At 60.9% G+C, this 20,733-nt stretch carries 24 protein-coding genes and 4 pseudogenes; 12 read left to right on the top strand and 16 right to left on the bottom strand.

What is annotated here, in order from left to right; all coding sequences use genetic code 11:
- Both IQ16_RS36475 and IQ16_RS36465 read right to left on the bottom strand, forming a co-directional pair.
- On the bottom strand, nt 1-253 hold a 253-nt coding region (locus tag IQ16_RS36475; RefSeq protein WP_035695574.1), incomplete at its 3' end, for a transposase.
- A gap of 170 nt (nt 254-423) precedes the next feature.
- Entirely contained in the window at nt 424-624 is a 201-nt protein-coding gene (locus IQ16_RS36465; protein ID WP_051123021.1) for a hypothetical protein, read from the bottom strand.
- A 398-nt stretch (nt 625-1,022) separates the two neighbouring features.
- On the opposite strand from IQ16_RS36465, the gene IQ16_RS36460 reads away from it, so the two are divergent.
- From IQ16_RS36460 to IQ16_RS36445, 4 genes are all read left to right on the top strand, one after another.
- The gene (locus tag IQ16_RS36460; RefSeq protein ID WP_020607968.1) at nt 1,023-3,740 is read left to right on the top strand and encodes a PAS domain S-box protein; all 2,718 of its coding nucleotides are present in this window, start codon (nt 1,023-1,025) and stop codon (nt 3,738-3,740) included.
- Complete coding sequence (locus IQ16_RS36455) at nt 3,737-4,216, top strand: response regulator (protein WP_018644853.1); 480 nt, start codon at nt 3,737-3,739, stop codon at nt 4,214-4,216. Before IQ16_RS36460 ends, IQ16_RS36455 begins: the two co-directional genes overlap by 4 nt.
- A gap of 117 nt (nt 4,217-4,333) precedes the next feature.
- Nucleotides 4,334-5,605 (top strand): DUF892 family protein, encoded by a 1,272-nt coding sequence (locus IQ16_RS36450; RefSeq protein ID WP_018644852.1) that lies wholly within the window; start codon nt 4,334-4,336, stop codon nt 5,603-5,605.
- Nucleotides 5,606-5,613: 8 nt separating this feature from the next.
- A complete protein-coding gene (locus IQ16_RS36445; protein ID WP_020607967.1) occupies nt 5,614-6,651 on the top strand; it encodes an arginase family protein in 1,038 nt (345 codons plus the stop codon).
- Between the two features lie 61 nt (nt 6,652-6,712).
- Here IQ16_RS36445 and IQ16_RS45335 read toward each other — a convergent pair whose 3' ends face one another.
- The 5 genes from IQ16_RS45335 to IQ16_RS36425 form a co-directional block, all read right to left on the bottom strand.
- Nucleotides 6,713-6,889: a hypothetical protein gene (locus IQ16_RS45335; protein WP_018644850.1), complete on the bottom strand. Its 177-nt coding sequence runs from the start codon at nt 6,887-6,889 to the stop codon at nt 6,713-6,715.
- 109 nt (nt 6,890-6,998) lie between these two features.
- On the bottom strand, nt 6,999-7,955 hold the full coding sequence (locus tag IQ16_RS36440) for a sensor histidine kinase (protein ID WP_018644849.1): 957 nt from the start codon (nt 7,953-7,955) through the stop codon (nt 6,999-7,001).
- A 37-nt stretch (nt 7,956-7,992) separates the two neighbouring features.
- Nucleotides 7,993-8,406: a hypothetical protein gene (locus tag IQ16_RS36435; RefSeq protein WP_244636002.1), complete on the bottom strand. Its 414-nt coding sequence runs from the start codon at nt 8,404-8,406 to the stop codon at nt 7,993-7,995.
- Nucleotides 8,407-8,486: 80 nt separating this feature from the next.
- The gene (locus tag IQ16_RS36430; RefSeq protein WP_018644848.1) at nt 8,487-8,978 is read right to left on the bottom strand and encodes an Hsp20/alpha crystallin family protein; all 492 of its coding nucleotides are present in this window, start codon (nt 8,976-8,978) and stop codon (nt 8,487-8,489) included.
- A gap of 82 nt (nt 8,979-9,060) precedes the next feature.
- Nucleotides 9,061-9,522: an Hsp20 family protein gene (locus tag IQ16_RS36425; protein WP_018644847.1), complete on the bottom strand. Its 462-nt coding sequence runs from the start codon at nt 9,520-9,522 to the stop codon at nt 9,061-9,063.
- 351 nt (nt 9,523-9,873) lie between these two features.
- Here IQ16_RS36425 and IQ16_RS36420 point away from each other — a divergent pair, with 351 nt between their 5' ends.
- The gene (locus tag IQ16_RS36420; protein ID WP_026312278.1) at nt 9,874-10,098 is read left to right on the top strand and encodes a hypothetical protein; all 225 of its coding nucleotides are present in this window, start codon (nt 9,874-9,876) and stop codon (nt 10,096-10,098) included.
- 212 nt (nt 10,099-10,310) lie between these two features.
- Here IQ16_RS36420 and IQ16_RS36410 read toward each other — a convergent pair.
- Nucleotides 10,311-10,556, bottom strand: a pseudogene (locus IQ16_RS36410) (ATP dependent DNA ligase); the annotation flags it as partial.
- 65 nt (nt 10,557-10,621) lie between these two features.
- On the opposite strand from IQ16_RS36410, the pseudogene IQ16_RS46855 reads away from it, so the two are divergent.
- Nucleotides 10,622-10,779: pseudogene (locus IQ16_RS46855) on the top strand (DUF3606 domain-containing protein).
- Nucleotides 10,780-11,979: 1,200 nt separating this feature from the next.
- On the opposite strand, the gene IQ16_RS36390 reads toward IQ16_RS46855, so the two are convergent.
- From IQ16_RS36390 to IQ16_RS36380, 3 genes are all read right to left on the bottom strand, one after another.
- Nucleotides 11,980-12,162: a hypothetical protein gene (locus IQ16_RS36390; RefSeq protein WP_018644844.1), complete on the bottom strand. Its 183-nt coding sequence runs from the start codon at nt 12,160-12,162 to the stop codon at nt 11,980-11,982.
- A gap of 500 nt (nt 12,163-12,662) precedes the next feature.
- Nucleotides 12,663-13,289, bottom strand: coding sequence for a hypothetical protein (locus IQ16_RS36385; protein WP_018644843.1), 627 nt, complete (start codon nt 13,287-13,289; stop codon nt 12,663-12,665).
- Between the two features lie 12 nt (nt 13,290-13,301).
- Entirely contained in the window at nt 13,302-13,622 is a 321-nt protein-coding gene (locus IQ16_RS36380) for a hypothetical protein (RefSeq protein WP_051123020.1), read from the bottom strand.
- Between the two features lie 923 nt (nt 13,623-14,545).
- Between IQ16_RS36380 and IQ16_RS36375 the strand changes: the two genes are divergently transcribed.
- The gene (locus tag IQ16_RS36375) at nt 14,546-14,890 is read left to right on the top strand and encodes a response regulator (RefSeq protein WP_026312276.1); all 345 of its coding nucleotides are present in this window, start codon (nt 14,546-14,548) and stop codon (nt 14,888-14,890) included.
- 22 nt (nt 14,891-14,912) lie between these two features.
- Here the strand turns inward: IQ16_RS36375 and IQ16_RS36370 are convergent, their stop codons facing one another.
- Nucleotides 14,913-15,257, bottom strand: a complete 345-nt coding sequence (locus IQ16_RS36370; RefSeq protein WP_018644840.1) for a response regulator — start codon at nt 15,255-15,257, stop codon at nt 14,913-14,915.
- Between the two features lie 90 nt (nt 15,258-15,347).
- On the opposite strand from IQ16_RS36370, the gene IQ16_RS36365 reads away from it, so the two are divergent.
- Together IQ16_RS36365 and IQ16_RS36360 are read left to right on the top strand one after the other, a co-directional pair.
- Entirely contained in the window at nt 15,348-15,587 is a 240-nt protein-coding gene (locus tag IQ16_RS36365; RefSeq protein ID WP_018644839.1) for a hypothetical protein, read from the top strand.
- Nucleotides 15,584-15,808 carry a hypothetical protein gene (locus IQ16_RS36360; protein ID WP_018644838.1) on the top strand — a complete coding sequence of 75 codons (225 nt, stop codon included), beginning with the start codon at nt 15,584-15,586 and terminating at the stop codon, nt 15,806-15,808. Before IQ16_RS36365 ends, IQ16_RS36360 begins: the two co-directional genes overlap by 4 nt.
- A 62-nt stretch (nt 15,809-15,870) precedes the next feature.
- Here the strand turns inward: IQ16_RS36360 and IQ16_RS36355 are convergent, their stop codons facing one another.
- Complete coding sequence (locus IQ16_RS36355; protein ID WP_018644837.1) at nt 15,871-16,092, bottom strand: hypothetical protein; 222 nt, start codon at nt 16,090-16,092, stop codon at nt 15,871-15,873.
- A gap of 99 nt (nt 16,093-16,191) precedes the next feature.
- Between IQ16_RS36355 and IQ16_RS36350 the strand changes: the two genes are divergently transcribed.
- A complete protein-coding gene (locus IQ16_RS36350; protein WP_018644836.1) occupies nt 16,192-17,829 on the top strand; it encodes a recombinase family protein in 1,638 nt (545 codons plus the stop codon).
- Between the two features lie 10 nt (nt 17,830-17,839).
- Here IQ16_RS36350 and IQ16_RS46850 read toward each other — a convergent pair whose 3' ends face one another.
- The 3 genes and pseudogenes from IQ16_RS46850 to IQ16_RS46840 form a co-directional block, all read right to left on the bottom strand.
- Nucleotides 17,840-18,136 (bottom strand): hypothetical protein, encoded by a 297-nt coding sequence (locus IQ16_RS46850; protein WP_018644835.1) that lies wholly within the window; start codon nt 18,134-18,136, stop codon nt 17,840-17,842.
- A 123-nt stretch (nt 18,137-18,259) separates the two neighbouring features.
- Nucleotides 18,260-18,765, bottom strand: a pseudogene (locus IQ16_RS46845) (SOS response-associated peptidase family protein); the annotation flags it as partial.
- A pseudogene (locus IQ16_RS46840) lies at nt 18,760-19,199 on the bottom strand (hypothetical protein); the annotation flags it as partial. The pseudogenes IQ16_RS46840 and IQ16_RS46845, both read right to left, overlap by 6 nt.
- A gap of 101 nt (nt 19,200-19,300) precedes the next feature.
- Between IQ16_RS46840 and IQ16_RS47565 the strand changes: the two are divergent.
- Complete coding sequence (locus IQ16_RS47565) at nt 19,301-19,558, top strand: hypothetical protein (RefSeq protein ID WP_158646961.1); 258 nt, start codon at nt 19,301-19,303, stop codon at nt 19,556-19,558.
- A gap of 207 nt (nt 19,559-19,765) precedes the next feature.
- Nucleotides 19,766-20,698, top strand: a complete 933-nt coding sequence (ku, locus tag IQ16_RS36330; protein ID WP_018644833.1) for a non-homologous end joining protein Ku — start codon at nt 19,766-19,768, stop codon at nt 20,696-20,698.
- Nucleotides 20,699-20,733 lie beyond the last annotated feature (35 nt).

Here is a 20,733-nt window from a genome sequence, read left to right as displayed (position 1 = left end):
CGTTTTCCAACGCCAGCTCGCCGATCTTGGCATGCAACGCCTTCAAATCGACCGGCGTCTCGGCCGATGTCTTGTCATGCCCAAACACGCCGGCGGCGCCTTCCAGGAGCTGGTTTTTCCAGATCGTGATCTGGTTCGGATGAACATCAAACAGTTGCGCCAGCTCCGCCAGTGTCTTGTCTCCTTTGACCGCAGCCAAAGCAACCTTCGCCTTGAATGCCGGAGAATGCGTCCGGCGGCTCTTCTTCGTCATCTTCGCTCCTGATTCGCAGCAAGAATCCTCGCCGCTGTCAGGCAGAAAATCCACTCAAGCTACTGTCCGAATTTGCGGGGCCAGCTCTTTCCTCGAGGCGGAACTTCTGGCCACGTTGCTCTCCGGAGGCTCATCGCCCTTGCTCAATGACCTTGCGATCGACCGCGATATTAACGGCGCGCCAGCAGGCAACCAAGCATGAAGGCGACGAGCAGCGAGGGCAGTGGGGCCTCACGTACCAAGTCCCGCAGAATTGCAAGCACCTGACCTGGCGGCTGCCCCTCTTCCAAGCTTTGCCTTACCGTATGCGCGGTCTGGCGCACGGCTTCCGACGCTTCCGTCACTTTTGCCAAGGCGTCTTCGCTGTCCATCTGATCCTCCTCCGGCATTCTCAGCAAGGTAAGCTCAGTGGGGACAGAGCTGTTCCTCAAGCAATCACCGGATCGGCAACCAAGCGTGTGCAACGGGCCGTGACCGAGGACGAGAAGACGTTACGAGGTGGGCCATAATCCATCGGCCGAAGATCCGGCAATCGCTTAAGACGAAAGCAGAGGGCACGTCTCACCGAGCCCACCTATGGTCTCGTGTACCGTCCGCCGTCCTGCGCTTCGCCTGCGCAGTACGGAAGGCCCGCTTTAGGAACTTGTCATCGCGGCAGGCGTTTATGGGTGTTTTGCGGAGTCCGTAACCATACCGGATAAGGCGACCTAGGGGCGGGAACGAAACTATGCCGCAGCCCTCTTGGTCCTGGCGCGGGGGATGAGGCCCTATGAATATTCAGCAGACAGCGGTCGACCGTGACAGTCTCGAGCCGCTCGCATCGTCTATTTTGCAAAACCCGTCGCCCGCCTTCATCGCGCAGCTTCCGATCGCGGTCTACGCTTGCGACGCGCGTGGCCGCATTCTTTGGTTCAACGCTCGCGCGGCGGAACTGTGGGGCCGCGCGCCGCGCATTGGCGATGATAGCGAACTCTTTTGCGGCTCCTACAAGCTCTTTCTCGACGGGCACCTGATCTCGCGTGAGCGGACGCCGATGGCCGAGGTGTTGCGGACAGGCATCCCGATCCGTGGCGTCGAAGGACGAGTCGAAAGACCAGATGGCTTCCACATCTGGACCACCGTCCATATTGCACCGATCCTGGACGAGGACGGTTCCATAGCGGGCGCCATCAACTGCTTTCACGAGCGTGTCGGCGGCGGCAGGCTGGAAATGTCTGACGCCCGTTCCAATGACTGGCTGCAGGCCCGCGACGAACGGCTCGCGGCTACCTATGAGCACGTCGGTGCCGGCATTGTCGAAATCGACCGGGACGGCCGCATACTGCGGGTCAATCAGCAGCTTTGCCGGCTGACGGGTTACACTGCGTCCGAACTTCTTGGGCGGACGATCTTCGAGGAGACTTTACCCGAAGATGTTGCCGAGGACCGCGCGCAATTCCACCGTCAGCTCGCCGGCGAATTCGATCGCTACAGCATCGAGAAACGCATCGTTCGCAAGGATGGCGGATATATCTGGGCGGCCGTCACTTCGTCGAGTATTCGCGACGCCGCCGGCAGGTTTCTCTACGCAGTTCGCGTGCAGCATGACATTACCGACCGCAAGCGTGCCGAACAGGCGCTCGCCCGGCGCATGGAGGAGCAGGCCGCGCTGTTTGCCTTCTCCGAACGGCTGCAGCATTGCCAATCGGCGGGGCAAATCCACGACGCCGCGCTCGACGCCATCACGCGCGCCCTTGGCTGCCCGCGCGCCTCGATCCTGCTCTATGATCAGACCGATGTCATGCGGTTCGTGGCCTGGCGCGATCTCTCGGAAAACTACCGTCGCGCCGTCGAAGGGCACTCCCCGTGGGATCGCAACGAGACCAGGCCGACTCCCGTCTGCATCGACGATGTTACGCGGAGCGAATTGCGGGATGACCTGAAGCGGACTATCCTCAATGAAGGCATTCAAGCTGCGGCCTTCACGCCCATTGTCCAGGATGGCCAGCTTGCCGGCAAGTTCATGGCCTACTATGACGAACCGCATCACTTCACGCCATCCGAGCTCGATACCGCGCTCACGCTGGCGCGCCTGCTCGGCTTTGCCGTCGCTCGTCTTGCCGGTGAAGAGGCGCGCCGCCTGGCTGAGCGTGATGCGCAGCAACTTGCGGCCATCGTCGAATCATCGACCGACGCTATTGTCAGCAAGACTCTCGATGGCATCATCCAGACCTGGAACGATGGCGCCCGGCGTCTATTTGGCTACAGCAGAGATGAAGCTGTCGGCCAGCCGATCACGATGCTTATTCCGTCCGACCGACAGGACGAGGAGCCGCGCATTCTGGCCAAAATCAGAGGTGGCGAGCGGGTCGATCATTTCGAGACCGTGCGTCGCCGCAAGGATGGCAGCCTGATTGATATTTCGCTAACGATCTCGCCGATCCGCAATCGCACGGGCCGGGTCATCGGAGCCTCGAAGATCGCGCGCGACATCACCGAGCGCAAGATTGCCCAGAAGAGATTGCAGGAGAGCGAACAGCGGCTGCAGGAATTGCTGGCGGCCATACCGGCGGCTATCTACACCACCGACGCCGACGGCAAGATTACCTATTTCAACCAGACGGCCGTCGATTTCGCCGGCCTCACACCGACGCTCGGCAGCGACCAATGGTGCGTGACCTGGAAGCTATATCTTCCTGATGGCACGCCGCTGCCACATGACCAATGTCCGATGGCAGTCGCCCTGAAGGAAGGCCGCCCGGTGCGCGGTGTCGAAGCGGTAGCGGAGCGGCCCGACGGCACGCGTGTTCCCTTCATCCCGTTCCCCACGCCGCTATTCGACGCATCCGGCAAGGTCGCCGGGGCAATCAACATGCTCGTTGACCTGAGCGAGCGGAAACAGGCCGAAACGCAGCAGCGCCTGTTACTCAATGAGCTCAATCATCGCACCAAGAACAACATGCAGATGCTGCAATCGCTCTTGTACACGGCGGCTCGCAATGCCCGAAGCGAGGAGGCCCGGCGCGTGCTTGATGAGGCCTGCGGGCGGATCGCCGCCATGGCTGCCGCCCAGCGCGTGCTCTATGGAACCACCGAAGCCACCAGGTTCTCGGCGGATGAGTTTCTTGGTGCAGTAGTCGAAACGGTCCAGCAGACGCTGCCGTCAGGAATCAGGATCACGCGCGCGCCCTCAAGCGGCGTGTTGTCCAATGATATCGCCATGCCGCTCGCCCTCATTCTCAATGAATTGCTGACCAATGCAGCCAAGCATGGTGTCAGCGACCCGGCCACCGACAGCATTCGCGTGAGCCTCACCGAGCGCGACGGACAGTTCGAGCTTCTCGTCGAGGATGATGGCCCGGGTTTCGACCTGAATGCGGTACGCGACAGCTCGTCCGGCTTGCGCCTGGTGCTTGGCCTCGCCCGCCAGCTCCAAGCCGAATTTGCGGTGAGCCGGCCACCTGCGCGCGCCGCGCTTCGTTTCGACGCAGCGCGAGGTGCACGATGACGCAGGCGAGTGTTTCCGATCGCTATGACGTGGCCGCACCGACCGAACGCTCGCCTGATGATAAGGTAACACCGGACACAGACGAAGCGAGCGGCGCCGTTACTCAGCAAGGCAGAGTCTTGATCGTCGAAGACGATTTTCTGATCGCCATGCAGGCTGAAACCGCATTGCTCGACGCCGGCTTTCAGGTGACTGGCATTGCAACCACGGCCGAAGAAGCCCTTGCGATGGCGAGGGAACACAAGCCGGCACTCGTCATCATGGACATTCGTCTAGCCGGCCGTCGCGACGGGGTTGACGCGGCTGGTGATCTCTTTCGCGAACTCGGCTTGCGCTGTGTGTTCGCCACTGCGCATGATGACCTGCTGACTCGCGCCCGTGCCGAGCCGTTCGCCCCACTTGGCTGGCTCTCGAAGCCTTATACCATGGGCTCGTTGACGAGCTTGGTTCGTGAAGCGTTGGCGCGGCCGAGTTAGCATTTGAACGTTGTGCGCCTCGAATAGCGTCGACCCGCGAAACATCAGCCTCCAGAGGAACAACCGCACTGCCTGGCCGTTCGGCACTGATCTCTCCTTCAAGTCCGAGGCTCTTCCATGTATCACCACGTCAAGAAGCTGATGTTCACCGTTCGCGTCGATGAGCCGGACCCTCGCTTCGGCAATATGCTGCTGGAACAGTTCGGCGGCGCCAACGGCGAACTCGCGGCCGCCATGCAATATTCGATCCAGGGGCTCAATTGCGAAGATCCGGATCGCAAGGACCTTCTGATGGATATCGGCACCGAAGAGCTGAGCCATCTGGAAGTCGTCGGCACGCTGGCGCGCATGCATCTGAAGCCGGCGAAGTTCGATCGCCAGGCGGCCGAGGCCGATCCCCTGATCGCGATCGCGGGTGGGGGCGGGGTGAACCTCTTCAATTCGCAGGGCAACGCCTGGACTGCGGACTACCTGAAGATCACAGGCGAGCTGGATGTCGATCTGCGCAGCAACATTGCAGCCGAAGCGCGCGCCAAGATCGTCTATGAGCGGTTGATCAATTTCTGCGATGACGCGGGGACCAAGGATGCGCTGCAGTTCCTGATGACGCGCGAAATCACCCATATGAAGGCCTTTTCGCTGGCGCTCGAGAGCATGGGTAAGCCCACCTTCAGTATCGGCCGCATTGCGCCGACGCCCGGAGTCGTCGACCAGTTCTTCAACGATTCCACGGGTACCGGCGATCATGGCGAGATCGATACCCGCGGTCCTTGGAACGAGGGCGGCGATTGGGTCTTCACAGAATCGCCGGCCATTCAGGCCGGAGAGACAGGTTCGGCCACGGCCCTTGTGACCGAGAGTTCACCGGCCTCGGACGAGGCCGGGCTTGGCGATCTGCTGCTCGATGAACTTCGCGACCTCCTACACGCTGAAAAGCAATTGACCAAAGCACTTCCCAAGCTGGCGGAAGCGGCCCGTTTTGATCAATTGCGCGAGCTGTTTGAGCAGCATCTCGGCGAGACCGAGAGCCAGGTCGAGCGTATCAACGAATGCTTCGAGCTGCTTGGCAAATCCGCGCGGGCCAAGCCTTGCAAGGGCATGATGGGTCTGATCGAGGAAGGCCAGGAAATCATCACGGAGGGTCAGAAGAAGGAAGACGCCGCGGCGGACCTAGGATTGATCGGTGCGGCACAGCGGGTCGAGCACTACGAAATTGCCGGCTACACCACGGCGCGCAACCTCGCCCAGCAGCTACGCCACAGCGCGATCGTCAGCTTGCTGTCGAAATCACTGGCGGAAGAGGAAAACGCCGATCAGTTGCTCAACCAGGTCGCTCGTTCCCTCATGTCGGTCGCAAAGATGCCAGCTGCGGTCGAACAGACCGAATAAGGCCGGCGGTGACAAGATCTATCATTGGAGGCCCTTCCGCCACCGGTGACGCCACGGCTTCTGCCGGGGCTCAACGGCCAGACGCGATAACTAAGCCGCAAACTATCGCCGCCGCGACCTTTCTCGGTGTTCCCGCGGCGAAGCAGGAGCCGTTTCACCACGCGGACGTCGTGATCTTTGGCGCGCCGGATGCGACGTCGTACGTGTTGGGCTGTACCAGCCACGCGGCCCAGGGGCCCTCAGCCCTTCGGGATAAAACACGCCAAATTGCAGAAGATCCTTCCCGTTGGGATTTCGATCAAGAAGGCCCGGTGATTCCAGAGGGACTGCGGGCAGTTGATCTCGGCGACCTGCCGACCAACCCGACGAAGCCGCTGGAAAACCGGTCACTGATCACCTCCACAACAGCAAGCGTTCTCAGGGCGGGTGCCGTGCCTTTGCTCCTCGGCGGCGATGACTCGGTCCCCATCCCGTTCTTCTCGGGCTTCGACGGGTTTGGTCCGATCACCATCCTGCAGGTCGATGCGCATCTGGACTGGCGTGACGAGCGAGGTGGCCTCAAGCATACCCTTTCAAGCACCATGCGCCGGGCCAGCGAAATGCCGTGGGTGGAGCGGATCATCCAGGTCGGACAACGCGGCGTTGGCGGCTCGCGCGGCAATGATCTTGCCGATGCCCGCGCCTGGGGCGTGTCCCTCTTCAGCGCTGCATCGGTCCGAACACATGGTGTGCAGCCGATCATCGATCAGGTCGCGCCGGGGAGCCGTTGTATCATTACGCTCGACTGCGACGGCCTTGATCCCAGCGTGATTCCCGCGGTTCTCGTTCCGCAACCAGGCGGTCTCGGTTATCTCGACGTCGTCGAACTGTTGCACGGCGTCGCGCAACGCGCTCGCATCATTGGCTTCGATCTCGTTGAACTCGTGCCCGAACTGGATGTTCGAGGTCTCGGTGTGCTCGCTGCGTCCCGGATCGTCTGCGTCATTTTGGGGTGCATCGCGAACCAATTGCAAAGGGAGAAAACCGCGAGCGAAACGCGGTCGTAAACAGCGGCCTGTGCCGTTGTCGTCGTGCTGGCACCGAATTAAGCCCTCACCTGGGACCGGCCTATTGCGACGCGTGCTTGAGAAGTCCGTTCATGAGCGCCTTGAGTTCCGGCGAGGTCAGCGGATCGGGCATTTCGCACTCGAGGCAGCGCCAAGTTCTTGGCGGCTTACCGCCGGGCTGCAAAGCATAGCTCATGGGCTGATGGCATTTCGGACAGAGCTTCGGTGTTCCGGTCATGTCCAATTCTCCGCTTAATCCCTCCGATCAGCGATGTAACGTACACTTAGGTCTTCTCCGATCCGGCCGTCAAGATGGCCGGACGCGGCGCCTCGTCGGCCAAGGCCAATCAGCCACCGATTGATACCACGACCTGTACCTCACAGCCGCGGGGTAGGGGAGTTCTGGTCATGCTTCCGTTCATCTGTACGATCAGCAGGTTGATGAGCCGGGTCCCCAAGCCGTTCTTGACCTCGCTCGGACAGCCTATTCCGTCGTCCCGCACGGTGATCACGACCTGATCATTCATCGCCGTGATGTTGACGTCCACCGTGCCGCTTTGTCCTTCCGGAAAGGCGTATTTGAACGCGTTCGTCACCAGTTCGTTGACGATCAGCCCTATGGATCCCGCCTGAGAACTTTTCACGGAAATCGAGTCGCAATGAAGCCGTATCGCGATGGGACGTACACCGCGGTGAAAATCCGCCAGGACGCCGCACAAGTTCTCGGCGTAGGGTGCAAGATCGACGAGGTCGCTATCGGCGACGCGCAACCTGTCGTGCACCTTCGCGACAACTTCGACCCGCGCCACGGCCGAGGCGATCGCGGCTTGCACGGCGGGATTGGAATCCGAGCGCGCCTGAAGGCGAAGGATCGAGATGATGGTCGCGAGGTCGTTTCTGGTGCGATGCGCAAGCTCCTGCAGGAGGACGTCTCCGTACGACTTGGCTTGCGAAAGTCTGTCCAAGGTCTTCCGCAAGGTTTCGGTGACTGCGGCGAGCAACAGGCCCGTCGCCAGGAAGACGATCAGCGGCAGGACCGCAGAGCGTGCCGGTGGAGGCATGAAATAAGCAGCGGCCATGACCGCGCTCGCGCCGGTGGCCAGTATGCCGGACCCCCGGTCGAAGATCACCGATGCAAGGAATACCGCCGGGATGAAGAGCAGCAGGGGATAGGAGTCCAGCGCGTCGAAGAGCAGCAGCTTTGCTGTAAATGTGATCCCAACCAGGCCGAGCGTGAGCACATAACGAACCCACGCGGGATAGCGCGGCGTCACGGTAATCAGGCGGAGCAGCAGACTTTCCATCTCCGCTAACGTCGCCCTTCCGGCGCATGTTCCTGGATCACGTCGCTGCCGACAGGATCCTCATGAACTGGCAGCGCGATGTCCGACCTTCACGGCGCAGCCGGGTCGTGAGGCATCTGGCAGAACGGCCCTCTGCAGTGCGGCGGCCCAAGGGCCGCCGCTGTCGCATTGCGAGGCCGCCGGGGCGAGGCGGATCGTCATCGTCGCCGTCGAGCCGGCGTAAGGCGGCCAGAATATCTGCGAGCCGAATGGCGCGGCCCATGCCGGGAATCTCGCGTAGCGCGGGACAGGATTCGACGGCGTACAGGTCGGATGCCCAGGACGACAGGATGATCCGCTTCTCCGGTACGGAGAGCTCGTTGTCGTTCAGGACATCCCCCGGAGACGCATAGTGGGCGGCCGGGTGGAAGAGGGGATTGAGATTGCCGGTGTTCGTGTTGGCTGTGGTCATCGATTGCCTCCCTTTACGCTCCTTTCAGCGGGGCGTGTTGCGTGGGTTTGGGCGGCGGCAACCGCCGCCCGCGATAGTCTTTACTGCGACTTGATCGCGATGCGCTTGACGCCGGCCCGCGGGTTCTCGGATCTTGGTACCGAGATGGTCAGGACGCCGTCCTTGAACGAGGCGTCGGCCTTGTCCTCCTCGACGTCCTCGAGGGCTATCTGCCGCTGGAAGGAGCCGTAGTAACGCTCGGTGAAGTATCTGCCTTCGTCCTTGCGCTCGCTCTTCTTCTCACCGCGGATGGTCAGCACCCCGTTCGCGATTTCGATCTGGACATCCTTCTCCGTCATGCCCGGGAGCTCGGCCGAGATCGTCAGCCCCTTCTCGGTCTCGCTGAGCTCGATCTTGGGCCAACTGAATTGCCCCTCCATGAGCGGCGACAGGCTTGTGCCCCCGAAGCCGCGGAAGACATCGTCGAAGAGCCGGTTCATTTCGCGGTGAAGCGTCATGAACGGGTCGCGGGTGCCGCGCGCCGGCGCGACCTCCTTGTTTTGGGACCAGGGAATGAGATCACGAACTGCCATGGTTTTTCTCCTTCGTTGCATGAGCCAGGGAGCGCGGCCGGGCTTGCGCGCGCCGCGCTCCGCCGTCGAATGTTGACCGGCGTCAGGCCGCCTTCTTCTGTTCGATCTGCGAGGTAGGAGAGGCGCCGCTTCCAATCTGGATCCGGCGCGGCTTCATGGCTTCCGGCACCTCGCGGACCAGATCGATGATCAGCAGTCCGTCGCGGAAGGCAGCCTCCTTCACCTGGACGTAGTCGGCCAGGTTGAACACGCGCCGGAACGGTCGCGCAGCGATGCCCTGGTACAGGTACTCGCCGGCCGCCTTCTCGGGCTTCCTGCCCTCGATGGTCAGCGCGTTCTGCTCGGCAGTCGCGGCGATGTCGTCGGCGCCGAACCCGGCGACGGCGAGCGAGATCCGGTAGTGGTCCTCGCTGGTGCGCTCGATGTTGTACGGGGGATAGTGGTCTTCGCTCGGCTGGCGCAGCGTGCTGTCGACGAGGTCGGCCAAGTGGTCGAAGCCGATGGTGGAGCGCCACAGGGGCGCGAAGTCGAAGGTGGTCCTCATGTCCAAGTCCTCCAAAGAGCAAGCTGGATACAAGGAGCGCAAGGCAGGGGTCAGAGCGGGTCTGGTACCCGGCCGGCGCCCGCGCCGGACCCATGAAGGCACCCGGCACACCGCTCTCGCGGCGAAAAATCACTTAGAAAAACGACAAGCCGTTTCAAGAGGTCGAAGTCAAAAAATTATACGACCATTCGGCCATCGCGTCTCGCCTCCCGTGGGCGATTTCCAGAGGACCCGCAGACGCGCGACGGGCCTTGACAGCCAATCGCGGCCTAATATTTTTTGGCCGGGAATTCTCTTTCCCGGCTTTCTTAACACCGAAAAGGACCTTAACGACCGTCAGGAGTGACGACGATGCTCGATGAAGATCTGGCCCGCATCCGCGCGCACCGCAACAACATCCACCGCTACCGGCGACTGCTTCGCACGAAGCTATCGGAGCTTGAACGTCAATTTATCGAACGCCGCCTCGCCGAGGAGAAGGCTTCGCTCGAATCCCTTGCCACGAAAACCTTCCCCGTCGCGTTTACGGTGCCGAACAACCCGGTTGGCTCCGTAGAAGCGAGGGCCGAGCTATGAGCGACCTTCGCGACCTCCTCATCCGCGGCAGCGAAAAGGTCATCGGACACTATCGTCTTCTGCTGGCGAGTGCCAAAACCGAGGCCGAGCGCCAGCTCTACCGAAGCCGGATCGAGCGCGAGCAGCGGCTACTGGACGAGTTGCACGGCGGATTCCCCGATCAGTCCGCTACATATGGCTTGGGGCACGTACAGGCTGCGTAACGGGCTTCTGTCCTCTCGCAGTCCTTTGAAGAACGGGTGCCGGACCTTTCCTTCGGCCGATTTGGCCCGGTACTCGATCTCCGCGAGCAGCTTCGGCTCGACCCAGATGCTCTTGTGCGCGATGCGCCTCGCGTAAGGCTGTGTCTTCCGGATCAGCGGCTTCAGCCGTTTCTGCGGGTCGGCGACGGAGGATTTGTCGAAGGCGTGGTCCACATTGCCGGCATAGACGAGGTCGCCGCCCTTGCGCCGGGGCGAAATCGTTCCGGAACCCCGGAATCCTTCCCGCGTTGCGCCTTCATCGATCATGACTGGAGGATCAGATGGCGACAGCAAAGAAGACGGCACGCGCACGCAAACAGGACCGCGCCCGCGTGGCCGGCGGGCGAAGAAGACCGACCGCTCGGCGTCCGCGGTGAAGAAGGCGGTCAAGAAAGTAGGCAGCGGCCGTAAGAAGGTTGAGCGGCGCCTGAGCCGATGAGGAGGGCCGTCGCACTTTAGGAACGGGCACGCCTTCGGCGAATTCAATGATCACTCTTGCGTGCGGACCTTTCGCAAGAGGTGTCGCTAGACTAAGCTCCAGCTCGCTCCCCCCTCGGGCTGGGGCGTTGTTTTTTGAAGAACTCGATTTTTACAAAAGCATTTGGAATGTCATGTCATGTAAAGCAATAGTCTCGGCTTACGTACGCTTGAGGAACCAGCAGGCACTCGAAGATATGAGAGATCTTCGGCGCGAATTGCTTAAATCGGCGGCCGGCTCTGCAATCAAGCACGTCAACGCTGATCTCCAATTGATCGAAGATGGGCTGGAACAGCTAGCACGCAGATAGCTTCGCTCGCGCGTCCGTTCGAGCCGTTGCGCCCGGGCTAGCCGGTCAGCCAGCCTTGACTGGCCCGGGTAACTGCGGCCCCTCCGGCCCGAGTAGGGCCGCCTTTGGGCGTCCGCAGAATGCTTGTTGCCGGCCGAAGTTGCGCACACATTGGTCGATGCTGCCCCGCCGAATGGCCGAGGCGAAGTGGGACGCGGCAAAGTTGCTTGCGCGCTTTCAGCCACTTCACCCTTGGCGTCCAACTCCGTTCTCACGCTCCAAATGAGCAACTCGGCGACGGCCCTCCCACACATCAACAGTAGGATGGGCTTCTAAGAATTTCTCGGCACGAGCTTGGGCTTCTTGGTCGGTTGGACAATCGATTTCATAAACGGCACGGGCAACGCCTGCTGCATCGACCGCGTACGCAACATATCGCATCGCAGTTCCCAGTTTGACGAGACCTGCTATCACGATTCATTCGCCGCTTGATCGTTCCTTGGGGCTGCGTCTCATCGCGAAGGAGGCGTGCAGATCGGACGTTAGGAAGCCCAAGAAGACCAGCTGAGGTAGCCTAATGCATCGCCATCGAGAATATGGCGATGAGACCAACGGCGGTTAGCCCCCAGGTCAGCGTGTGTAACATCCAGGGCTGCATCGTCACCTCCCGTAAGCAGGGAGGCTGCGCCCCGAGGGCGCGCTCTATTGAGCCGGATCAAAGCCCGAAGAGGAGAATTGCGACGGCTGCCACGGTGAGAAAGCCGGCACCGACCACAGCCACCCGTACAATGAACTCTTTGTCCATATCCGTAACATGCCTTCGGCTTGGGCTGGCGGGATATACGGTTTGTGCCGAGTTCGTAATTCGGGATCTACGGGTGCGAAGATTTGGACGGCCAAGTCTTCTGGACAGGCTCGCTAAGGAGCGCCTTGGCCTTGGCTAGCAATTCGAACGACCGCTGAATCATTTCCTGCTCGCGCTCGATCTTGGCGCGAATCCGCTCCAGCTTCAGTTCGATCTCTTCGGTAAGCCATTCCAAGTCGCCCGTCGCCATAAGCGCCTCCGGCCTAGCCGGGGGCTTACCTCATGTTAAGTTCCCTGGTTCCGCGCTTCCTCAGCTCGCGCTTGCGCGGCAGACAATTGAAGCTTCTGAATTTTCGATCCGGCTGACTTGCGCAGCTGTTTTTCCGCAAGCGGCAGGCGTAGGCTTGATTCGCCTCTCGGGCTCGCGCCGCACCAGCCCCCGGCCTCCCGAGAGCGCAGGCGGCCCTACCGAGCCTCCTGCCCAAGGTGGGGTCGCTGCATTGTTGGACACACAGAGGCAGATTAGGCCCCCCTAAATGAGTGCCTCTTTCTAGCAATCAACATCCTAAATCTGGCGGGCGTAGAGTCTGTTGGCCTCCAAGTTGCGGCCCTCCGTCCGCTTGGAGCGCAGGCGGCCTCGCCATGTGTAACAGCATTGGCGGGGTCGCTGCGCCTCTGAGCGTCGCAGCGAGGTCGCATCAAAAAAGGCCCCGCGGAGCGGGGCCTTTGTCTTGTCGAGTCTGCCGGGGCCTATCGCCGCGCACCCACGCCGTAAAGCTCGCGCTCGCGGCCGATGTCCTCCGGAGACAACGGCGGACTTGCGGCATCGAAGTCGCTCCAGCCGGCCTTCTGCCAAGCGGAACTGCGCTCCTGAAGGTTGACAGACCTGTCATGGAGAAGCGCATCGAGGCGTCCGCAATCGTTGTCGGGCACCTTCGCGGAGACGAGCGTGCCGCCCCGGCGAACGCCTTCCGCGTAGCGCGATGCGTCTTCCTTGGAGACGCCGGCCTCGGTGAGCGCGCCGACGATGCCGCCTGTGGCCGCGCCCGCGGCCGCGCCGGCGGCCGTGGAGGCGAGCCATCCCGCAGCCACGACCGGCCCCAGGCCGGGAATAGCCAACAGGCCCAGGCCGGCGAGAAGGCCTGCCGCGCCGCCGAGGCCGGCGCCAATGCCGGCACCCGTGCCGGCGCCTTCGGCGCGATCGTCGACACCGTCGCGGTCACGGTCGACTTTGCCGCCCCGTGAACCGTACCAATTGTCGGAATTGTTGGCGACGATGCTGATGTCGGAGTGCGGTACGCCGGCGCTCTCGAGCCGGGTGACGGCCCGCTCGGCATCGGAATAATTGTCGTAGAGGCGAGAGATGGTGGTCGTCATGCTATCTGTTCCTCATTTTGCGGGATTGACGTTGCCCTGGAAGTCGACGCTGACATCGGTCTTGGTGCCCGCCTTGTCGGCCTTGCCTCGCCAGACGCCTTCGTTGTCCTTCTGCAGGCCGGAGACGTTGGAATATCCCGCGTCCTCGATCCGCGATTTCGCCTGGCCCTCGGTAAAGCTGTTGCGACCCGAGACCGGCGCGTTCGAATTGTTCTTATCGGAGCTGTTGACGGCGTTGTTGCCCGGCCCGCTTTGCGCGGGCTGCGGCTGCGCGCTCGCGGGCACAGACGCGAGCAGCAACAAGGTTGCGGCCAGCATAGTTAGACGTGACATGTTCTTCTTCTCCTCCAAGTGATTGTGCCGGCGACAACAAGTGACATTCGAATTAGTTGCTTCTGCGCGAAGATGCGAAGTGCCGCAGCACGCTCGCTTTAGATTGAGCTTGAGCAGATGAGGCAGTTGATGCGTGCTAAACTGAACGCAGAGAGCCGCCCAAGTTTGCATTGCAACCTTTTCCCGCTCTCGCATTTGGTGCGTACAGGGAGGAAAGCGATGAAGGACTGCCAAGAGCCTCAAGAACTCGCAGCGCGCCTGAGGCGGTGCCGCGAGCTTGCGCAGCACTTCCGGACCGGCCCGACGCCGAGATGATCCGCGAGCTTGAGGAAGAGATTCAAACGCAGATGAGGGTTATTCAAAAGCAGTAGGAACCGGCCAAGCCGGCCGCCGTTTAGCCTGCATGCCTAGAGAGATCGCAATTACCCTTTGGTCTCTTACCGCCGCCTGCATGGTGGCGTTCAGCTTGGCGGCGCTAGTTTCTTCTTCGCACTGACTCCCGTTGGGCCGCCCGGTTGGCGGCCTCTTTCGCTGGCACCGAGGAGGATTAAGGACACTGAGATTTTGCAGTTGCAAAAATCCCGCCAATCGGGAAAAAGTAGAAGCCCGGGGCTGGTGAAGCCATTTCATTTCGGAATTATTGCAAACCCGGAAGGGCCGCTGCCAAAACAGCGGCCCTTTGGCTTGTTAGAAACTTCGGGTGCGCCAGCGGTTTGTCGTTCGCAGCTCGGGAGCAGCACCCGAGTTTCCCCCGAATGATGGGCGACTAGCCCCGGCTCTGAGCCGGGGCTTTTTCGTGGAACCTTGCGAAACTCGCGGAATTTTTCGCTCGCATCTGCTCCCAGATCAGGACGTCGCCGGTTGCCGCTCGAACTGTTGGCTCATGTAGACGTTCTAGGTTTTCGAGATGAGGGATTCTTACCGTGCGCCATACAGTATTGGTCGTGGACGATGACCCGGACGTGCTCGACGTGATGGTCGGCATGTTGCAGGACTTGGGCTGCGAAACGGTTAGCGCAAACAGCGGCGATCAGGCGCTCGAGACGCTAAGACATAACAATAAAATCTCGATACTGATCACGGATATCAACATGCCCGGCATGGACGGTCACGAGCTGGCCGAAAGGGCCAGGCGTCTACGTCCCGAGCTGAAGATTTTGCAACTGTCCGGTCGGGAACGACGGCGCGATGGGTATCCCATGATCAGGAAGCCCTTTGATGAGCAGGACCTGTCGCGGGTGATGCAGGAAACGACAGGAAAGTGCTGAGTATCTGCGGCGAGACTTGCGCTTACTTCAGCAAGATCGTCAAACATCGCGCAAGCTCTTCAACCGTGAAGGGTTTGCGGAGAACAGGTCTTTCTCTGAAGCCAGCTGGAATTCCGTCCGACCCGTAGCCGCTTGCGAAAGTGAATGGAACGCCCCGGTTGTTCAGGATTTCTGCGATCGGAGCTGAGCTATCGGCGCCGAGGCTTACATCAAGGATGGCGCAATCTGCAGCTGTGGTTCGTGCTATCGAAAGACCGCTAGCAAGGTTGCTCGCCTCGCCCGCGACGGAGTGGCCGAGATCGAGCAACATGTCCGCGATCATCATACGGATCAGCGCTTCATCCTCTACCAGGAGCACGGAGGCCACAGGTCATCCCTCTCGTTCCAGAATAGGAACCTAAAATGCCCCCCCGCGTTCGAGAGTCAAGGGTCGGAAACACCCAGGCTGAGGTATCTAATGGGTCAACAGCGTCGCCGGATCAAGCACACAACATCCTTCCAGGAGCGCTTGCTTCAGCAGGCTGCCGAGCTTCAGAAATCCGCCGACCAGCTCCCACCGGGGGTAGAGCGTGAGCTGTTGATGAAGCGGGTCAGGCAAGCCGAAATGGCCTTGAAGATCGACGACTGGTTGGCTGTGCCTGGCTCCGCGCCCCCGGCCGCGCTTGGTGCAATGAAACGAGAGCCGAATGTATCGTGAAGCTATTGACCGAGTATTTGGAGAGAGCAGTCCAGTTTGAAGAACTGGCCGCCAGTGAACCGGACTCCTCTTTACGAGCGCAACTGCTGCAACAGGCTGCCGCGTATCGGAAGCTGGCCGCCAAGCGCGCGGAGGATTACGGACTGCCGCCGCCCAGCCCGCCAGAAGTCCGCAGCTTTGACTTTGCGACGGCCAACGGCGGCGCACCCAAGAGGCGCTGACCGCGCATATCTCGACAGCAGATCTTCGCCGGCCGTCAGAGCTCGAGCCAGCGCGTTGCATATCAGTGCTCCTTTTGAGCGTGCTCGGCCTCGACGGCGCTTAGCAGGGCGGCAAGACTGGGATATTCCACGCCATTGCGAGCGTAGCGGTTGAGGCGCTCGACATAGCGGGCCGATCCGTCGGGCTTGCCGCGCCAGCTGAACCGTAGCTCGGCACTGTTGTGCTGGCGCAGAACGTGGCCGGCGCCATTACCGAAATGCTTGCTCATGGCATGGGGCTTCATGGCCGCGCCTCCAGCTTCCCCAGCTCCGACTCGTCCATTCCCGGATAAGCATCCGGAACGGAGACGTTCCTATTGTAGGCGAGGAGAGAGTCGGCGGGGGTGAACAGCTTCACACTTCTTGGTTTTCAGGCGGGTTGGAATAGGCTGACAGCTGCACCAGAGCTCACTGTCCAGCATGCCAGGCTGCCCCGGCGTCGGGAGCGCGAGCTCCGGGCTGCGCAATACGTCCGGATGTCGACGGACCGGCAGCAATATTCGATCGCAAACCAGATGGCGCTCATCGCGGCCTACGCAGCCGAGCATCGGCTCACGATCGTTCGCACATATATCGACGAGGGCATCAGCGGACTGAGGATCAACAACCAACTGGGGCTCATCGGTTTGATCAACGACGTTCAATCGGGAGCCGCCGATTTCGGGAATGTCTTGGTGCGGGACGTCAGTCGCTGGGGTCGGTTTCAGGACACGGACGAGAGCGCATATTACGAGTTCATCTGCAAGTTGGCCGGTGTGAAGGTGCTCTATTGCGCCGAGGTCTTCGAGAACGACGGAAGCCCGATGTCCGGACTCTGGAAGAACATGAAGCGCCTGATGGCAGCGGAGGACAGCCGGAATCAGTCGGCGAAGGTTTTTGCGGGGCAGAGCCGGATTGCAGGGCTTGGCTATTGGGTGGGCGGTCGGCCTGGCTTCGCACTGCGAAGAGAGCTGATCGACGCAACTGGCAAGTCGAGGGGATTTCTGGAACATGGCCAGCAAAAAGCCTTGCAGACTGACAGGGTGTTGCTGCGGGCCGGGCCACCCGATGAGATCGCGATCGTGCGATGGATATTCGAAAGCTTCGTCGGCGGGAAAGAGGAAACCGCCATCGCCCGCGAGCTGAACGCGAGAGGCATCGTCAACCATCGCCGCGTTCCGTGGAATCTTCAGATGATTGGCCGCATCCTTCGCAACGAGAATTACACGGGCAACACTGTCTACTACCGGACTTCGAACTACCTGCGAGGGCGCCGTGTCATCAACGCCAAGGCCAAATGGATACGAGGGGTTGCCGCACTTGAGCAGATTGTGCCGCGGAAAGTCTTTGACGCCGCTCAACGAATTATTGAACGACGAATACGGCAACGGCTGTCCACGGATGAACTGCTCAAGAAACTGCGCGTTCTTCAGCACCGGCTAGGCGCTCTGTCTCACAATGCGATCAATCGAGTAAAGGGAGGCCCCAGCGCCGACCTGTACGAGCGGAGGTTCGGTAGCCTTCGTAACGCCTATGCCCTGATCGGCTACGTTCCGGATGGCGACTACAGCTACTTAGACACGCGCGGCGAGCGTGCCAATCTGATCAAGCAGCTGGCCGCTGAGATCGCCGGCCGCGTGTCGGGCGTGGGTCCTGATCTCATCGCGGAGCGAGCCGGTGGCTGCATGGCTGTGAAAGATGGGTCCTTCATATCGCTACGTGTGGTCCGATGCTGGAAGCATTCTCAGAAACACTGTCTGGCTTGGACCTTGCGGCGTAGCTCCAAACAGCGTCCGGGTATTACCGTCGTAGTCAGGCTGGATGAGCAGAATAAGCAACCGCTCGACTATATCCTGACGTCGAGAGACAGCATTCCCAAGCGCCCGCTGATCATGACCGAGGCGGTCGTACGAAAGCGGTATCGGCGCAGATTCGAGAGCGCGGCGGGACTGATCCATGGGATACAAATGATGCTGGCCCGTGGACCGCGGCTCTCCTCTTGACGTAGCTTGGTCACTTCGCGGTCCGCGCGCCGACGTTAACGGGTACTTCGGGTGGACATTCGGGGCACGTGTCTCCGATCGAATCCAAGACTCCGGCGATCGCGACTGCGGCGGTCTCCGGAAAATATCCCGCCGGCGGGTGCTGACGTGCAACATCGAACGCACGTTCGCGGGCATGAGGGTCGCCACGATCCTGCATCCACCCGTGTTCCTCGCATTTCCTAATGGCTCTGGCGTCGCTAAGGACCGAAATGGCCCAGCCGCGCAGCGTGCGAACCGTCGGCCATCTTTCCCTAAACATCAGCATCGAATTCGCTCCACCGAGACGAATCGTCGTCTCGCGCCGCCGTTCCAGCCGGTTAGCACAGGGCAGGGATTCGAAATCGAGGGCGCTGAAATTGTCCCCTGTTCCGCCGATCTGTGCATAACACTATGCGGTCACGGCTGGGTCTTCCTTCTCGCCGGTCGCGACGATCTCCAACGTGCCGTCCGGCAGCGGTCGCTGCAGCGCCTTGGCTTCGTCCCACGACGCCCGCATCACACATCGTACTCCTCGGTTGTCGTCAGGATCACCGGCATAGCTTTCGGGTGCACGCGCTTCACCTCGACGTTTGGCTCGCAGGTCAGGAACCCGAAGACGTCTATGGTGGTCTCACCTTCCTTCGCCTTGCGAACGCTCGTCCAGTTCGTCCAGATCCCGGCGAAGGCGGCGAGGGGACGAGATTCATCAAGAGCGAATCACACAGGGACCTTTTTGCCTTCGATTGTGTCGTACTCGGAAAACGATGTAATGGGCACGAGGCAGCGAGTGTCAGGCCCCAGCCAACGCTTCCGGTGGCTGCTGCTTGTGTTGCGTATATTCGTGGTGCCGCTGTCCGGCTGCAGCCGGAGCACCTTGAAGTCTACAGTCTTGCCCCTGGCCTCGAGCTTCTCGGAGGGAGCGGAGCGGGGGTGGTGCGCGAGCTGCAGCAGCGTTGCGGAAGGGCGACGACCGCCTTAGCACATTTGTTGCATCGGAGCCTGCCGGCTAAGTCGTGCACAAAGGTTGTAGTGACGTGCGGCAATGCGGCCAGGTCAACATCACGTCGGGACTTGCAACGGGAGCACTGTATTTCAAGCCAAGAGTAACCGCCGTTGATTGCCTGATCGACCGTGGGCGACGGATCGATTGGCTCGCCATCCCACATGCGTTCGTTCCAGCTCTCGCACAGGAGGCGATCGGCCCTTTTGATCAGCTCCTCGCCTTCGGCGCGAGCCGCTGCGGACTGCGCTGCCAGGATGGTGGCCATCGCGCGTGCCTTGCCGAGCTCCTTGTCCAGCGCCTTTCGATCGCCACCGGAGAGCGGCGTCGGGTGATGCTTCGGAGCCATCCGGGACGCGGCTTATCAATTCAGACAGGCTCGAAGGTCGGCCAGCAGCCGTCCTCCTCATACCTGCCAGTCCGGCTTTGGCAGGTGTTGTTCAACAGGCGTTGCCCAACCTCCTTCCAGATGGCCTGCCGGCCGTACAGGCGAACGGCGTCGGCCTTCTGGATCTCAACAATCCGCTCGCACCTGCGGCAGGAAACTCGCAGAACGTGCTGCGGAAGCTCGGACAGGCGAAGTCCTGTGCTCCGTCCCACCTGCTCGGCGTCAGCCGGGAGACCGTCAAGGATGGAGTGCCAGTACTCGTCTGGCATGTCGTCCTGCGGACCAAGCGGACTCTCCTGTCCGACGGGATTACCCATTGACCTTGCTAGCTTTTCCATCTGTTTCGGGGTGGGCAACCGCCAACTCGCAGGTCGACCGCTCATGGTCGAGAATTAGAACATAAAGAGAACAAAAGTCGAGTCCAACCAAGGGGAGGCTGGCCGAAAATTTTGGGGTCGGAGGTGTCGGAACCAGCCGCTTTGGCTCGTCTTGAATCCAGGCCGCCTGGAAAACGGAGTACTGCGTACATGGCCCCCCGCGCCAACTGGAAAGGCTTCCTGCGTTTATCACTCGTGACCTGTCCGGTAGCGCTTTACCCGGCGACATCTGAGTCCGAGAAAATCTCCTTCAACCAGCTCAACCGGCAGACGGGTCACCGGATCAACTACATCAAGGTCGATGCGGACACAGGCGATGAGGTGCCCAACGAAGACATCGTGAAAGGGTATGAACTGGAGAAGGGGCAGTTCATCGAGGTCACCAAGGAAGAGCTCGAAGAGATCGCGCTGGAGTCCACTCGAACGATCGAGATCGACGAGTTCGTCGACAAGACCGACATCGATCCGCGCTATCTGATCCGCCCTTACTACCTGCGTCCGGACGGCAAGGTCGGCCATGACGCTTTCGCGGTGATCCGCGAGACCATTCGCGAGATGAACAAGGTCGCGATCGGTCGCGTCGTATTGACCAATCGCGAGCACATCGTTGCACTTGAGGCCATGGACAAGGGGCTCGTGGGAACGTTGCTGCGTTATCCCTATGAGGTCCGCAGCGAGCAGGAATACTTCGACGAGATTCAGGACGTCAAAGTCACCAAAGACATGCTGGATCTCGCCAAGCACATCGTGAACCAGAAGGCAGGCAATTTCGATCCCGAGAAGTTCGAGGACCACTACGAGAGCGCGCTGGTCGAGTTGATCAACCAGAAGCGGGCAGGCAAGGTAATCCGCCGGAAGGAGCGGCCGAAGGGTGAGAACATCGTCGATCTGATGGATGCGTTGCGCAAGAGCGTGGGTGGTGCGGCAGCCGAGGCAGCCGCGCAAAAGAAGCCCGCCAAGAAGTCGAAGAAGGCTTCCGCCGGCCAGAAGGAAATGCTGATGCCCATAGCCGGCGAGAAGCAGGCTAAAGAGACAAAAGCGAAAAGGCCAGTAGCCACGAAATCGCAGCGTCGGTCTGCCTAAATTGGCCTTTGCACTTCAATAGTCGGGTCAGATTC

The organism is Bradyrhizobium huanghuaihaiense, from assembly GCF_007830635.1.
In the GTDB taxonomy this organism is placed as follows: Bacteria; Pseudomonadota; Alphaproteobacteria; order Rhizobiales; family Xanthobacteraceae; genus Bradyrhizobium; species Bradyrhizobium huanghuaihaiense.
Note: the sequence above shows the minus strand (reverse complement) of the source record. Positions and strands in the feature narration are given on the sequence as shown.